Annotated in this window: 9 protein-coding genes; 5 read left to right on the top strand and 4 right to left on the bottom strand. The window is 70.3% G+C overall.

The window, feature by feature from the left end:
* Positions 1-575 precede the first annotated feature (575 nt).
* Complete coding sequence (locus E3T28_RS10370) at positions 576-1,997, bottom strand: amidohydrolase family protein (RefSeq protein ID WP_134430638.1); 1,422 nt, start codon at positions 1,995-1,997, stop codon at positions 576-578.
* Between the two features lie 183 nt (positions 1,998-2,180).
* Here E3T28_RS10370 and pulA point away from each other — a divergent pair, with 183 nt between their 5' ends.
* On the top strand, positions 2,181-7,952 hold the full coding sequence (gene pulA, locus E3T28_RS10375) for a pullulanase-type alpha-1,6-glucosidase (RefSeq protein WP_134430641.1): 5,772 nt from the start codon (positions 2,181-2,183) through the stop codon (positions 7,950-7,952).
* A gap of 32 nt (positions 7,953-7,984) precedes the next feature.
* Here the strand turns inward: pulA and E3T28_RS10380 are convergent, their stop codons facing one another.
* From E3T28_RS10380 to E3T28_RS10390, 3 genes are all read right to left on the bottom strand, one after another.
* Positions 7,985-10,795 (bottom strand): molybdopterin-dependent oxidoreductase, encoded by a 2,811-nt coding sequence (locus E3T28_RS10380; RefSeq protein WP_134430644.1) that lies wholly within the window; start codon positions 10,793-10,795, stop codon positions 7,985-7,987.
* Positions 10,792-11,766 (bottom strand): FAD binding domain-containing protein, encoded by a 975-nt coding sequence (locus tag E3T28_RS10385; RefSeq protein ID WP_134430647.1) that lies wholly within the window; start codon positions 11,764-11,766, stop codon positions 10,792-10,794. Before E3T28_RS10385 ends, E3T28_RS10380 begins: the two co-directional genes overlap by 4 nt.
* A gap of 272 nt (positions 11,767-12,038) precedes the next feature.
* Complete coding sequence (locus tag E3T28_RS10390) at positions 12,039-12,578, bottom strand: MogA/MoaB family molybdenum cofactor biosynthesis protein (protein WP_338145397.1); 540 nt, start codon at positions 12,576-12,578, stop codon at positions 12,039-12,041.
* Positions 12,579-12,680: 102 nt separating this feature from the next.
* On the opposite strand from E3T28_RS10390, the gene E3T28_RS10395 reads away from it, so the two are divergent.
* The 4 genes from E3T28_RS10395 (at position 12,681) to E3T28_RS10410 (ending at position 15,589) form a co-directional block, all read left to right on the top strand.
* Positions 12,681-13,103 carry a TOBE domain-containing protein gene (locus tag E3T28_RS10395; protein WP_134430652.1) on the top strand — a complete coding sequence of 141 codons (423 nt, stop codon included), beginning with the start codon at positions 12,681-12,683 and terminating at the stop codon, positions 13,101-13,103.
* On the top strand, positions 13,100-13,891 hold the full coding sequence (modA, locus tag E3T28_RS10400) for a molybdate ABC transporter substrate-binding protein (protein WP_134430655.1): 792 nt from the start codon (positions 13,100-13,102) through the stop codon (positions 13,889-13,891). The genes E3T28_RS10395 and modA overlap by 4 nt, the downstream gene beginning before the upstream one ends.
* A 121-nt stretch (positions 13,892-14,012) precedes the next feature.
* Positions 14,013-14,789: an ABC transporter permease gene (locus E3T28_RS10405; protein ID WP_241979286.1), complete on the top strand. Its 777-nt coding sequence runs from the start codon at positions 14,013-14,015 to the stop codon at positions 14,787-14,789.
* On the top strand, positions 14,786-15,589 hold the full coding sequence (locus tag E3T28_RS10410) for a sulfate/molybdate ABC transporter ATP-binding protein (RefSeq protein ID WP_134430658.1): 804 nt from the start codon (positions 14,786-14,788) through the stop codon (positions 15,587-15,589). The genes E3T28_RS10405 and E3T28_RS10410 overlap by 4 nt, the downstream gene beginning before the upstream one ends.
* The last annotated feature ends 14 nt before the right edge of the window (positions 15,590-15,603 follow it).

Raw genomic sequence — 15,603 nt, forward strand, 5'->3', positions numbered from 1 at the left:
CATCGCCTCCGCCTCGCTCAAAAGAGAGAAGGCGACCGAATCAAGCACGGACGCGGCCAGATCACGCGCCTGCTGCAGTCGCTGCACAAGGGGCAGCTGCACGAGGGGCAGTTGCACGTTGGAAGCCACCGCCTGCGGTGAGGTGGTGGGGTGGTGCGGAGTGGGGGCTCCTGCCATGCCTTAATAGTAAATGACTTCGAGTACCAAGTCAAGAGTTTTGCTCAATTTACGAATGTAGTTACGTCGATGGCGGGCACTGTGACGTAAACGCGGAGATTTTCGTGACACACCGGTTGTGGCGCCTGGAAAGACGGCGTGTCGCCAAATTCTTTTCAGGTAGCGCGGGTGCGGATGCCGATAGATCGTTTCAGAGGTCGACTCGCCGGGTTTCGGCAGGCTCAACCACCGGGGCTGGTTTGGAGATCGAGTCGCCCGGTTTCGAGAGGTGAGACTACCGGTTCGGCAGGCCCAACCACCGGTTTCGAGAGGTGAGACTACCGGTTCGGCAAGCCCAACCACCGGTTTCGAGGGGTGAGACCACCGGTCCGACAAGCCCAACGGGCGGTTCGGCGGGCTCAACGTCCGGCGGGGGCGAGTACGCGGCGGCCGCGCACGAAGACGCCGGCGATCGCGGGCTGGCGGAGGGCCAGCAGCAGCGCGAAGAGCGTCTGGTCGGTGGCCATCTCCTCGTCGTCGGCCCGGATGCCGCGCTCGAGCACCGTGGCGAGGGGCTCCCAGCGGTCCGGCTCGATCAGCAAGAAGTCGGCGTCCTTGCCGACGTCGAAGTTGCCGAACCGGTCCTCCATGTCGAGCGCACGCGCCCCGGCCAGGGTGCCGGTGAACAGCAGGACGGCCGGGTCCAACGACAGGCCGGCCTCTCCGGGCTCGGACAGGTGCACCTTGAAACAGTCGTTGAGCACCCGGGAGATCAGCCACTCGTCGCCCGCGCCGATATCCGACCCGATCGCCACATTCACCCCGAACGATGTCGTGCGCAGCCACGGCATGGTGCCCGAGCCCAGGAACTGCTGCGACGTGGGGCAGTGCGCCACGCTCGTTCCCGTCTCGGCCAGGCGCGCCAGCTCGCTGTCCTCGCAGTGCACGGCGTGGGCGAGGATGCTGCGCCGCCCCAGCAGGCTCGACCCGCCGCGTGCCGACCCCGGCAGAAACCGGCCGTCGTAGGTGTCGAGGTAGGTGTCGACCTGGTAGACCGATTTCACGGCGTCGATCTCACCCGTGCCCGGCCGGTTGTTCTCGTTCAGATGGCTGTGGAAGTACACGCCCTGGCCACGCACCTCGTCGTAGAGCTCGCCGAGTCCGACCAGGGTCGTGGGGGTGACCGACAGGCTGAACCGCGGGACCACCGCCACCTGGAGCAGCGCGGTGGCCGGGTCGCCGGTGTCCACCGCGTGCCAGCGGGCGATCTCATCCGTCGCCAGCTCGAGAGCTGCGGCCTCGCTGGTGAGCAGCGCCTGCGAGGGCTCGGAACCGACGGTCTGGATGCCGCGCCCGCTGACCAGGCGCAGCCCGGCCCGCTGCGATTCCTCGAAGAGGGCGTCCTGCGCGTGCGGGAAGGCGGAGCCGAAGACCAGCGCGCTGGTCGTGCCCGCGGCGATGCGGCGGCGGGTGAAGTCCCGGGCGATTTGCTCGCCGAAGGCGGGGTCGTGCAGCCGTGCCTCGGCCGGGAAGACGCAGTTGTCCAGCCATTCGAGCAACTGGCCGCCGCCGTAGGCATCCGTGGAATAGGTCTGCGGGAAGTGCAGGTGCGTGTCGACGAAGCCGGGCAGGATGAAGCCGCCCCGGTTGTCGGTGACGGGCAGGGCCACGTAGACGGCAGGGAGGTCGACGAACGACCCGACCCACGCGATCCGGCCCGCATCGGTGGTCACGAGGGCACCATCGGGCAGGGATACGAGGTGCCGGCGGGCGTCGGCCACGGTGGGGGATCCGGCGATGTGGAAGATGTGGCCGCGGTAGACCCGGCTGGACGGTGTCACGAAGAGGCCCGTTCTTTGTTCGTTGATAGGTTCAGTGTATTGCGGGACTCGACGTGATCGGCCACCGCGTCGGGGCGAGCACCGACCCGTCGTGTGCAAACGCTTGCATAAGCGGTACGCGACGGAGTAGCGTCACTTCTGTTGTTCTCAGCGCCACCGGGCGCGAGACAGGGGGAGTCACTGTTGACGAAACGCACCGCTACACGCCGCCCGGCCATCCGCCGCATCGTGGCCACGATCGGAGCCGGTGCGATCGTTCTCTCCGGTCTCGCCTTCTCCGAGGTCGCCGCGGCCGCCGCCACCCCGACGGTCGCCCTGGTCGGCAGCCTGCAGCGCGAGTTGGGCTGCACGGAAGACTGGCAACCGACCTGCGAGTCCACCGAGCTGGCGCCCACCGGCGTCGACGGGGTCTGGTCCGCCGAGTTCACGGTGCCGGCCGGCAGCTACGACTACAAGGTCGCCCTCAACGACACGTGGGAGGAGACCTACGGGCTGGACGGTGGTGCCGACAACATCCCGCTGACCGTCGCCGGTGAAAGCCGGTTGAGCTTCACCTTCGACCTCAGCAGGAAGCGCGTCGGCCTCGAGGTACTCTCCCTGGCCGGTGCCTACTCCGCGGAGGACGAGGCCCTGGCGGCCGCGCCCATCCGCCAGCCCGGCAGCGACGAGCAGTTCTACTTCGTGATGACCGACCGGTTCAAGGACGCCGACCCGGCCAACAACACCGCCGGCCTCGGCGACGACCCACTGCTGTCCGGCTACGACCCGGCGAACAAGGGCTTCTACAACGGCGGCGACCTCGCCGGGCTCCGTTCCCAGCTCGACTACATCGAGGGTCTCGGCACGAGCGCCCTCTGGCTGACGCCGTCGTTCAAGAACCGGGCCGTGCAGGGTGAGGGCGCGAACGCTTCCGCGGGCTACCACGGCTACTGGATCACGGACTTCACCCAGATCGACCCGCACCTCGGCACCAACGCCGAGCTCAAGGCGCTCATCGACGACGCGCACGCGCGCGGCATCAAGGTGTACTTCGACATCATCACCAACCACACCGCCGACGTCATCGACAACGAGGAGAAGCAGTACTCCTACATCGACAAGGCCACGTCGCCCTACACGACCGCCGCCGGCGAGCCCTTCGACCCGGCCGACTACGCGGGGACCGACGAATTCCCGGCCCTCGACGCGACATCCTTCCCCTACACGCCGTACCTCTCTGCCGCCGACGCGGCAGCCAAGGTGCCGGCCTGGCTGAACGACCCGACGCTGTACCACAACCGGGGCGACTCGACCTTCGAGGGCGAGAGCAACCTCGACGGCGACTTCTCCGGCCTCGACGACCTGATGACGGAGAACCCGGCCGTCGTCAACGGCTTCGTCGACGTGTACACGGATTGGGTCGACCTTGGGATCGACGGCTTCCGCATCGACACGGTCAAGCACGTCAACCTCGAGTTCTGGGAGACGTGGTCCACGCAGGTGCTCGACTACGCGCACGCCGCCGGCAAACCGGACTTCTTCATGTTCGGCGAGGTCTACGACGCGGATGCAGCCAAGACCTCACCGTATGTGCGCAAGACCGACCTCAACTCGGTGCTGGACTTCGGATTTCAGTCGCAGGCGACCAGCTTCGCCGCGGGCAACTCCGCGAAGGGGCTCAGCCAGTTGTTCGCCTCCGACGACCTCTACACGACGCCCGACTCCAACGCCTCCGCGCTGCCGACCTTCCTCGGCAACCACGACATGGGGCGCATCGGCTATTTCCTCAAGGGCACCGACGACCCGCTGGCCCGCGACGTGCTCGCCCACGAACTCATGTTCCTGACCCGCGGCCAGCCGGTGGTCTACTACGGCGACGAGCAGGGTTTCATGGGCGCGGGCGGCGACAAGGACGCCCGTCAGTCGTTGTTCGCCAGCCAGGTGTCCGAGTACGCGAACCAGCCGCTGATCACCGGCGAGACCGCCGGTTCGGTCGACCGGTTCGCGACGGATGCGCCGCTCTACAGTCGGATCGCTGAGCTCTCCGCGCTGCGGAGCGACCACCCGGCCCTCGCGACGGGCGCCCAGATCGAGCGTTACGCCGACACCGGGGCCGGCGTCTACGCGTTCAGCCGGGTCGACCGCACGGAGAAGATCGAACACCTCGTCGCCGTCAACAACTCGGCCGCGGCGAAAACCGTGACGATCCCCACCCTCACCACGGACGCGTCCTACTCGGTGCTGTTCGGCGACACTGCGGCCGCAGTATCCGGCGACACCGGCGACCTGGCCGTCACCGTGCCGGCCCGCGGATCGGTGGTGCTCGTGGCCGACCGACCCGTCGGCGCTCCGGCCGCGGCCGCCGCGATCACGGTCGCCGCCCCGGCGGCCGGAGCCGGCGTTACCGGCGTCTCACCCGTCGGGGCCACCGTCGACGACGGGACCTGGCAGGAGACCGGCTTCGCCTGGCGGGTCGCAGGGGACACGAAGTGGACCAGCCTCGGCACCGCCGAAGACACCACTCCGCGGGTCTTCCACGACACCGCCGGCCTCGCCACGGGCACCCTGGTCGAATACCGCGCCGTCTCCACGGATGCCGCCGGCCAGCGGGCCGCGGCGTCCAGCTTCGTCTCCGTCGGCAACACCGTCTCGCTCGCCGACACCGGCACCCCCGACACCGCGATCGACCTGGTCACGGTCGCCGGCAGCCACAACTCCGAGATGGGCTGTGCCGGGGACTGGCAGCCCGGCTGCGAGGCCGCGAAACTGACCCTCCGAGCCGACGGCATCTTCGCCGGCACATTCGACCTTCCGGCCGGCGACTACGAGTACAAGATCGCCGTCAACGGCTCCTGGGACCTCAACTACGGTTCCGGCGGCGTTCCCGGCGGCGACAACGTGAGCTACACCACCACCGGGGGTGCGGTCACGTTCTACTACGACCCGCGCAACAACTTCTTCCAGGGCACGGCCGCGGGCGATATCGTCGTCGCGGCCGGGTCCTTCCAGGAGGAGGCCGGTTGCCCCGGCGACTGGAAACCGGACTGCCTCGCAACCTGGTTGCAGGACGTGAACGGCGACGGCATCCTCACCCTGAGTTCGAACACCCTGCCGACCGGCTCGTACGAGGCGAAGGTCGCGCACAACCTCGGCTGGGACGAGAACTACGGCGCCGACGGCGTGCCGAACGGCGCGAACCTGTCGTTCACGGCCACCGAGGGCAAGGAAACCCTGTTCAGTTACGACCTCGCCGCCCACGTGCTCACGATCACGGTGACCGACCCGCCGCTGGCCGGCACGGGAGCGCAGCGCGCGCACTGGGTGAGCGAGAAGACTCTCGCCTGGCCGCGTGACCTGCTGCCCGTGAATGCCGACCCGGCCGCACTCGGCTTCGCGTTGCATTCCTCGGCGGCCGCCGGCCTGGCCGTCGCCGACGGTGCGGTGACCGGGGGTGACACGGTCGCCCTCGAGTACGACCCGGCCGGCCTCTCCGACGCGGAGAAAGCGCGTTTCCCGGCCCTCGCCGGGTCCGTGGCCCTGCGCCCGGTCGGTGTGGACCGGTCGGAGGTGGAACGGCTGCTCACCACCCAGCTGGCGGTGGCCCAGTCCGGCACCGACGACACCACAGGCATCCTCACCGCCTTCACGGGCGTGCAACTGCCCGGCGTGCTCGACGACCTCTACGCGGACGCCGCAGCGGACCGGACACTCGGCGTCACCTGGTCGAAGAAGCGGCCCACCCTCGCGGTCTGGGCTCCCACGGCGCAGAACGTCGACGCGCTCGTCTGGACGGCGGGCGACACGGCCGACCCGGAGCGCATCGCGTTGACGCGCCAGGATGACGGAACGTGGACCGCGACCGTCGCCAAGAACTGGACCGGCGCATCCTTCGTCTTCGAGGTCACGGTGTTCGCGCCGACGACGGGGACGATCGAGGTGAACCAGGTCACCGACCCGTACTCGGTGGCCCTGACGCCCAACTCCACCCGGTCGGTGCTGATCGACCTGGCCGACAAGGCTTACCGCCCCACGGCGTGGGAGAAGGCGAAGTCGCCGGTCATCAAGAAGGCCGTCGACCGGTCGATCTATGAACTGCACGTGCGCGACTTCTCGATCTCCGACGACACCGTGCCGGACGAGCTCCGCGGCACCTATGGGGCGTTCAGGGTGGACAGCGCGGGAACCCGGCACCTGGCCGAGCTGGCGGCTGCCGGGCTCAACACCGTGCACCTGCTGCCGACCTTCGACATCGCCACAATCGAGGAGGACCGTGCCCTCCAGGCCGTGCCCGCCTGCGACCTGGCCTCCTTCGGGCCGGCCTCGCCGGAACAGCAGGCGTGCATCCAGGCGATCAGGGACCAGGACGGCTTCAACTGGGGCTACGACCCGTTCCACTTCTCGGTGCCGGAGGGCTCCTACGCGGTGGACGCGGACGGCGGCTCCCGCGTAGCCGAGTTCCGCACCATGGTGGGCGCCCTGCACGAGGACGGCCTGCAGGTCGTGCTCGACGAGGTGTTCAACCACACCGCGCAGAGCGGTCAGGGTGAGAAATCGGTGCTCGACCAGGTCGTGCCCGGTTACTACCACCGCCTCAACCCGCAAGGCGCCGTCGAGACCTCCACCTGCTGCCAGAACATCGCCACCGAGCACGAACTGGCCGAGAAGCTGATGGTCGACTCCGTCGTGCTCTGGGCCAGGGAGTACCGGGTCGACGGGTTCCGCTTCGACCTGATGGGCCACCACTCGAAGGACAACCTGCTGGCAGTGCGGGACGCCCTGGACACGCTGACCCTGAAGAAGGACGGCGTGAACGGCCAGGCGATCTACCTCTACGGCGAGGGCTGGAACTTCGGCGAGGTGGCGAACAACGCCCTGTTCGAGCAGGCGACGCAGGGCCAGCTCGGCGGAACGGGCATCGGCACGTTCAACGACCGGCTGCGCGACGCGGTGCACGGCGGCAGCCCGGTCGACGGCAGCACCGTGCAGCAGCAGGGCTTCGGCACCGGGCTCGGCACCGATCCCAACGGCGTGGCGATCAACGGCACCCCGGAGGAGGCGCTCGCCAGGCTCGGCGTTGCCAGCGACCTGGTGCGGCTCGGCCTGGCCGCGAACCTGCGCGCCTTCAGCTTCGTCACCAGCGACGGCACGGTGAAGCGCGGCGACGAAATCGACTACAACGGGTCGCCGGCCGGGTACGCGGACCAGCCGGACGAGGTGATCAACTACGTCGACGCGCACGACAACGAGACGCTCTACGACCTGCTCGCCCTCAAGCTACCGGCCGACACCGGGATGAGCGACCGGGTGCGCATGAACACCCTCTCGCTCGCCACCGCGACCCTGTCGCAGTCACCATCGCTCTGGCACGCTGGAACCGACCTGCTGCGCTCGAAGTCGCTCGACCGCGACAGCTACAACTCGGGCGACTGGTTCAACCGCATCGACTGGACCGGCCAGACCAGCAACTTCGGCGTCGGCCTGCCGTCGGCGGCCGCCAACGAGGACAAGTGGGACATCATGCGCCCACTGCTCGAGGACCCGGCCCTCAAGCCGACGCCGGACGACATCACGTTCGCGTCGGCCCAGGCCCAGGACCTGCTGCGCCTCAAGCAGTCGACCGAGCTGTTCCGGCTCGGCGACGCGAAGCTGATCAACCAGAAGTTGACCTTCCCGGCCGGCGGACCGGACGCCACCCCCGGCGTCATCGCGATGAGCGTCGACGACACCGTGGGAACCGACGTCGACAAGAAACTGGACGGGCTGCTGGTGCTCTTCAACGCCAGCCCCGAACCCCAGACGATCCGGCTCGACGAGCTGGCCGGGCGCGGCTACGCCCTCAGCGGCATCCAGGCCGCCGGGACGGATGCGCTCGTCAAGACAACGACGTGGGATGCGGCAACCGGAACGGTCACCGTTCCCGCCCGCACGGTCGCCGTGCTCGTCGACGCGCAGGAGCGGACGGCGAAGAAGCGGTAGCCCGCGGATCGCACCCCGTCGCTGCACCCCGTTCAGGAGAGAACGGGGTGCAGCAGCCGCCAGATCCGGTCGCGCGACATCGGCAGTTCGGTGGGACGGATGCCGATGGCGTCGCGCACCGCGTTCGCCAGCGCCGGCGCCACCGGGTTGTAGGGCGACTCGCTCATCGACTTCGCCCCGAACGGGCCGAGCACGTCGTGAGTCTCCGCGAAGTACACCTCGGTCACGGGCAGGTCGGCCAGCTGCGGGATGTGGTAGTTCCGGAGCACGCTCGTGGTCACGGTGCCCGCGCCGTCGAGGATGACCTCCTCGTAGAGCGCGGTGCCGATCGCCTGCGCGACCCCACCCTCGATCTGGCCGCGGCACTGCTCCGGGTTCATCACGACCCCGGCATCCGCGGCCTGGATCGATTGCAGGATGCGCACCTCGCCGGTCTGCGTGTCCACGGCCACCCGGAACGCGTGCACGTTGAACGCCACCGAGCGCCGTGCGCCGTCTTCGGCGCCGACACCGCGGAGAACGGATGCCCCGGGAGCCGCCGCCCTGCCGGCCAGCTCCGCCAGCGTCACGAACGTCTCCCCGCTGCGGAGGCCGTCGGGCTCGAGCGTCCAGGAGTCGGCGGGGATGTCCCCGTGCAGGTCGGTCGCGGCCTGCTTCAGCGTGCCGGCCAGGTCGTTCGCCGCCGCGAGCACGGCCTTGCCGGCGACGACGACGCCCGCGGAGCCGAACGCGCCCGTGTCGTAGCCGATCGCATCCGTGTCGGATTGCAGGATCCGGATGCGGTCGCCAGTCGTGTTCAGGGCGGTGGCGGCCAGTTGCGCGTGCACCGTGGTGGTGCCGTTGCCGAACTCGGCCGTTCCGACCCGCACGGTGTAGCCCATAGCGTCGAGCGTCACGTTGTCCAGGTTCACCGAGGCCTGCGCGTAGTGCCCGCGCGGCGGGGTGGTCGCGATCATGGCGGTGGCCATTCCCTCGCCCACCTTCCAGTGCTCGCCGGGAGGCACGGCGGCGTCGTTGCCGCGGGCCAGGGCGGCCTGGGCGAGGTCGAGGCACTGGTCGAGGCCGTAGCTGCCGAAAATGAGGTCCGGGCCCTCGACGTGGGTGACCACGAGCGGGTCGGTCGGGCCGACCGAGTTGAGCCTGCGCAGATCGAACGGGTTGAGCCCGACCGTGCGGGCGAGCTCGTCGAGCGCGGATTCGACCCCGAAGATGACCTGGCCGAGACCGTAGCCGCGGAAGGCGCCCGACGGGAGGTTGTTCGTGTAAACACTCTGGGCATCCACCCGCTTGTTGGGCACCCGGTAGAGGCTGACCGATTCGGAGCTGCCGTGGAACATCACGCCGGGTGCATGGTTGCCGTAGGCGCCGGTGTCGGCGAGCACGCCGAGCTTCAGGGCGGTCAGGCGTCCGGCGTCGTCGGCGCCGAGGGTGACCTGGATCTGCATGGGGTGCCGGGCCGGGGAGAGGGTGAACTCGTCGGAGCGGCTGAACTCGTACTGCACGGGCCGTCCGGTCTTCAGCACGGCGAGGGCGACGATGTCCTCGGTCAGGATCTCCTGCTTGCCGCCGAAGCCGCCGCCGACCCGGGCCGTGAACACGCGCAGCCGCTCCGGGTCGAGGTCGAACAGGCGGCAGATCTCCCGGTGCACCAGGAACGGCACCTGGGAGCTGGTGCGCAGGATCAGGCGCTCATCCTCCAGCCAGCCGATGGTCGCGTGCGTCTCCAGATGGGTGTGCGCCACCCGCTGGGTCTGCCAGGTTCCGCTCACGATCTGGGTGGCGCCTGCCAGTCCGGCCGCGATGTCGCCGTATTCGCCGTGCAGCTCGGCCACCAGGTTGCGGGCCGGGTCGGCCAGCCGGCTCGCGGCGGCGTCCTTGTCCCCGTGCACCAGGGGAGCGCCAGGCCGGAGAGCGGTGTGCGGGTCGAAGACGGCGGGGAGCGGCTCGTAGTCGATCTCGATCAGGCGGCAGGCCGCCTCGGCGACGGCCAGGGTGTCGGCGACCACGGCCGCGACCCGCTGGCCGCGGAACCGCACGACCGAATCGAGCACGAGGGTGTCGTCGGGGTCGTCGAGGCGGTCCTCGTGCCGGGCGGTGGAGAACAGGGTGGCGGGGGAGTCGGCGTGGGTGAGCACGGCGTGCACCCCGGGCAGGGCGGCGGCCGCGTCGGTCCTGATCGAACGGATGCGTGCGTGCGCCTGCGTGCTCTGCAGCACGCTGAGGTGCAGCAGGCCGGGCACCGTGACGTCGAGGGTGTACGGCTCCTGCCCACTCACCACGCGTTCGCCGGCCGGGGCAGCCAGGGAGGTGCCGACCGTGCCGGGGCGTGGACCGGTTGTGATGATCGGGCCGAGGCGGCTCTCAGGGTCTGCTGTGGCGTCAGGGCCTGCTGTGGCGGCTGAGCCGTTGACCGGGGTGTGGGCGCCGCGGATGGCGTCCTCGATGGCGCGGTAGCCGGTGCAGCGGCACAGGTTGCCCTTCAGCAGCCGCGGGAGATCGTCAAGGTCGCTCTCGGTCAGGGTCGACGCGGTCACGATCATGCCGGCGGTGCAGAACCCGCACTGGAACCCGGCGGCGTCGACGAAGCGCTGCTGGACCTTGGCCAGGTCGCCGGGCAGGCCGAGCCCGGCCACGGTCGTGACCTGCGTGCCCTCGGCGCGGAACGCCGGGTAAAGGCAGGAGTGCACCGGAGTGCCGTCGATCAGCACGGAGCAGGCGCCGCAGTCGCCCGTGTCGCAGCCCTTCTTGACCTCGAAATGCTCCTGGTCGCGGATGAAGGAGCGCAGGCACTGCCCGGGGGCCGGGGACGCGTCGACGGGTTCGCCGTTGATCTGCAGTCTCATGAGCGGTCCCCCTGTGCCGGTTCGGCGTCGCCCGGTTCGGCGTCGTCCGGTTCGGCGTCGTCCGGTTCGGCGTCGTCCGGTTCGGCGTTGCCCGGTTCGGCGTTGCCCGGTTCGGCGTCGCCCGGTTCGGCGTTGTCCAGTTCGGCCCGGATCTCCTCGGCCAGCACGCCGCTCACGGCGCGGCGCCAGTCGGCGGCGCCGTGGGCATCCGTGAACCAGCAGTCGATCGCGGCGATGTCGCGGGCGAGTGTGGCCGCGTCGGGTAGGGAGTCGTGGCGCAGCTGCACCGGGCGCACGGTGCCGGCGGTGACGGTGAGCACGAAACCCGAATCCAGGTCGAGCCGGCCGATCAGCACGGCGCCGGAGCGGCCGAGCGGGGAGAGGGCGATCTTGCGGTAGGCGGTGCGGGCCGCCAGCGAGGAGGCCGGCACGTGGATGGACCGCAGCACATCGCCGGTGCCGAGCACGTTGGTGGTGTTGCCGGTGACGAAGGCCGCTGCGGGCATCCGTTCGTCGCTGCCGTCACGGCGCCAGATCAACACCTCCGCGTCGAGGGCGGCGGCCAGACTGGTCATCGGGCCGGCCGGGAGGGAGGCGCAGAGATTGCCGCCGACGGTGGCGACGTTCCAGATCTTGAACGAGCCGTAGAGGGCGGTGCAGCACTGGTGGAGCAGCGGATGCGCGGTCCAACCGGGCGCGGCTTCCAACCGGGAGAGTTCGGCGATGGTGCAGGTGGCGGCGATGGTCAGGCCGGGGGTGGTGTCGGATGCTGTGACCGGACCGCCGGCATCCGTCGTCAGGGTCAGGGCAGGCCAGCCCAGGGTCTGCAGGTCGACCAGGCCGGTCAGGTGGGTCTGCGGGTCTGCGAAGAGGTCGGAGCCGCCGGCGAGCGGGGCCACCTGGGTGCCGAGGTGCGCCAGGTCGTCACGGTGACGGGCGGAGGTGATCGTGAGCACGGTGTTGAGGTCCATCGTTTCCCTCACTCGACCGCGCGGTGCAGGTCGACACCCTGAATTATCCGCCTGCCCCGGAGCGCCCCGCGAGTCGACGCGCTCGCTCGCGGCATCCTCACGGCAAGCCGCCCCGTGTGCGCGGAGGGCACAGGTACGGAGGCGCCCGGTGGTGAACCAATTCGACGGAGATTATGAGCTGAACGCGCGTTGTGGGACCGTTTTGGGCCGGCCTGGCCAAAATCTCCGTCGAATTCGTTCGGGCGGGGGCTGGAGGGGCCAGTCGGGCAGGGCTAGTGGTCGACGCCGTGGAGCTGGTCGAGGATGTGGTCGACCACCTCGGTGAGGAGACCCAGGCCATCCCTCACGCCGTTGGGGGAGCCCGGGAGGTTGATCACCAGGGTGCGCCCGCGGGCGATCCCGGCGTGGCCGCGCGAGATCACGGCCAGAGGGGTGGATGCTGCGCCGCGCCGGCGGAATTCCTCCATCAGCCCGGGGAGCAGCCGGTCGAGCTGCGGGAGGGTCTGCTCCGGCGTGAGATCGTGCGGGCTGACACCCGTGCCGCCCGTGGTGATCACCAGGTCCACGCCCGCGTCGATGGCCTCGATCAAAGCGGCGCCGACCGGATCGCCGTCGGGCACCACGCGGCGCTCGCCGAGGGTGAAGCCGCGCTCCGTCAGCCAGGCGTCGATGACGGGTCCGGTGCGATCCGGGTAGACGCCGGCCGCGGCGCGCGTGGAGGCGACGATGACCTGCGCGGTGCGGGGCGGTCGCGGTTCGGTCGGCACGGCTGGCTGGAACGGAGTCGACGGATGGTTCGCTGCGGCGGTCACGCGCTCCATCCTGCCTCACTGCGCGTGCCGGCCCCATTGCAGGTGCTGTGTTTCCGTCCCGCGCCCTGTCTATTCCGCAAATGCGGTAATAAGATGCTCCTCATGTCGCAAATACGGATCAAGGAAGCCGCCGGGTACCTCGGCGTCAGCGACGACACTCTGCGGCGCTGGATCGACAATGGGGCGCTCGCCGCGAGCACCGACGACGCCGGACGCATGGTCGTCGACGGATCCGACCTGGCACGCCTGGCCCGCGACACCGCGCTGGCCCGGGAGAACGCGTCGTCGCCCGCCGATCCGTCCACGACCGTGAGTTCAGCCCGCAACCGTTTCGTCGGCTTGGTCACCCGGGTGGTGAGCGACCCGGTGATGAGCCAGGTCGAGCTGCAGTGCGGCCCCCACCGGGTGGTGTCCCTGATGAGCACCGAGGCCGTGCAGGACCTCGGCCTGGTGCCGGGGTCGGTGGCGGTGGCCGTGGTCAAGGCCACCACCGTGATCGTTGAAACCCCGAAGGGTCTGTCGTGACCTGGGCCCGGAGCGTGCGGGTCGCGCTCGGGCTGGCGGCGGCATCCGTCGTGCTGGCCGGCTGTGCGGGAACCGCCGGGGCAACGCCCGGCACCGACAACGCCGCGGGGCAGGGCGAGACGCTCACCGTGTTCGCCGCGGCATCCCTCACCGAGACCTTCACCGAGCTGGCCGACCGGTTCGAGGAGGCCAATCCCGGCGTGACGGTCGCACTCAACTTCGCCGGCTCGGCCGATCTGGTGACCCAGATCCGGGAGGGAGCCCCGGCGGACGTGTTCGCGGCGGCCGACCGGTCGAATATGGTCCAGCTCAGCCGTGATGGGCTCGTCGACGGCAGCCCCGCGGTCTTCGCCACCAACACCCTGATGATCGCCGTGCCCGCCGACAACCCGGCCCGCATCACCTCCTTCGCCGACCTCGCCGCGCCGGGCGTCGACGTCGTGGTCTGCGCGCCGCAGGTGCCGTGCGGCGCCGCGCTGCCGGCGCTCGAGGCCGCCGCCGGCGTCACGCTCGCCCCGGTGAGCGAGGAGAACGCCGTCACCGATGTGCTCGGCAAGGTCACGAGCGGCCAGGCGGATGCCGGACTCGTCTACGTGACCGACGTCGCCTCCGCCGGCGACTCGGTTCTCGGCATCCCCGTGCCCGAGGCCGATCAGGCCGTGAACGAATACCCGATCGCGGTCGTGGCGGGCAGTGAGCGGGCGCGGCTCGGGGCATCCTTCGCCCGGTTCGTGACCGGGGCGACCGGTCAGAACGTGCTCGGGGCGGCCGGTTTTGGCGCGCCGTGAGTCTGCGGGGCGCCGCGACAGGGCACCGCACCGAGAGGGGACGACCCGTCGCGCGGGATCCCGCGACGGCTCTCCCGACGGCTCCCGCGACGGCTCTTCCGACGGCTCCCGCGACGGCCGGGTGACGTTCGGGGTGCCCCGCTGGACGCTCATCCTGGCTGCCGTCGGCGCACTGTTCATCGTGCTGCCGATCGTGGGCATGACCCTGCGCGTGGACTGGTCCCGGTTCGGCGCCCTCGTGACGTCCGAAGCGGCGGTCGCGGCGCTGCTGCTCAGCCTGCGCACCGCCGCGATGAGCACCGTGCTCTGCCTGGTGTTCGGCGTGCCGATGGCCCTCGCCCTGGCCCGTAGCCGGTTTCCCGGGCAGCGCCTGGTGCGCGCCGTCGTGCTGCTGCCGCTCGTACTGCCGCCGGTCGTGGGTGGAATCGCCTTGCTGTCGACCTTCGGGCGCCGAGGACTGCTCGGCGAGACCTTCGAGGTTCTCGGTATTCAGATCGCGTTCTCGACCACGGCCGTCGTGCTCGCGCAGACCTTCGTGGCGCTGCCGTTCCTGGTGCTGAGCGTCGAGGCCACCCTGCGGGCCTCCGGCGCGCGCTTCGAGGCGGTCGCCGCCACGCTCGGCGCCACCCCCGGCACGGTCTTCCGGCGGGTGACGCTGCCGCTGGTGCTGCCAGGCCTGGTCGCCGGTGCGGTGCTCGCGTTCGCGCGTGCGCTCGGCGAGTTCGGCGCGACCCTCACCTTTGCCGGCAGCCTGCAGGGAGTCACCCGCACGTTGCCACTCGAGATCTACCTGCAACGGGAGACGGATGCCGATGCGGCCGTCGCCCTCGCCCTTCTGCTCGTGGCCGTGGCCCTGATCGTGATGGTGGCCACGCATCGGCCGCGGGGACTGTCATGACCCTCGAACTGGCCGCCGTGATGCGCCGGCGCGGGCTGGAGGTCGCCTTCACCGTGTCGCCGGGCGAGACGGTGGCACTGCTCGGCTCCAACGGCGCCGGCAAATCCACCGTCGTCGAGCTGTGCGCGGGCCTGCTGCGACCCGATTCGGGCCGGGCCACCCTCGACGGGCAGGTGCTGTTCGACCTGGCGGCCGGCGGTGCCGGCGGTGGCGGCGCCGTGCGGCCCGACACGTTCCTGCCGCCGCACGCCCGCCGCACGGTGCTGCTGGCCCAGGAGCCGCTGCTCTTCCCGCACCTGAGCGTGCGTGACAACGTGGCGTTCGGTCCGCGTAGCGCGGGGGAGTCCCGGGCGGCCTCGCGGCGGCTCGCCGACGAGTGGCTGTCCGCCGCCGAGGTCTCCGAGCTCGCCGACCGGCGGCCCGGGAGGCTGTCCGGCGGCCAGGCTCAGCGGGTTGCCGTGGCCCGGGCCCTCGCGGCCAGTCCCCGGCTGCTGCTGCTGGACGAGCCGATGACCGCGCTCGACGTGACCGCGGTGCCCGCGCAGCGACGGCTGCTGCACCGGGTGCTTTTCGATCGGTCCGTCATCCTGGTCACCCACGACCCGCTCGACGCCCTCGCGCTGGCCGACCGGGTGATCGTGCTGCAGGGCGGGCGCATCATCGAGGAGGGGCCGACCCGCGCGGTGTTCGCGCATCCGCAGACGGAGTTCACCCGGGCACTGACGTTCGGGCTCGACCTGTCGGCGGGGCCGGCAATGCCGGGTGGAGGGCCGGATTCCGCACCGATCATCGGTGTGTGATGCGGTCGGTGTGC

It is taken from the genome of Cryobacterium sinapicolor (assembly GCF_004403465.1).
In the GTDB taxonomy this organism is placed as follows: Bacteria; Actinomycetota; Actinomycetes; order Actinomycetales; family Microbacteriaceae; genus Cryobacterium; species Cryobacterium sinapicolor.

Coding starts and splice junctions, on each gene's coding strand:
- E3T28_RS10380 (WP_134430644.1), bottom strand. CDS start 10,795: ATGAGACTGCAGATCAACGGCGAACCCGTCGACGCGTCCCCGGCCCCC.
- E3T28_RS10395 (WP_134430652.1), top strand. CDS start 12,681: ATGTCGCAAATACGGATCAAGGAAGCCGCCGGGTACCTCGGCGTCAGC.
- E3T28_RS10385 (WP_134430647.1), bottom strand. CDS start 11,766: ATGGACCTCAACACCGTGCTCACGATCACCTCCGCCCGTCACCGTGAC.
- E3T28_RS10410 (WP_134430658.1), top strand. CDS start 14,786: ATGACCCTCGAACTGGCCGCCGTGATGCGCCGGCGCGGGCTGGAGGTC.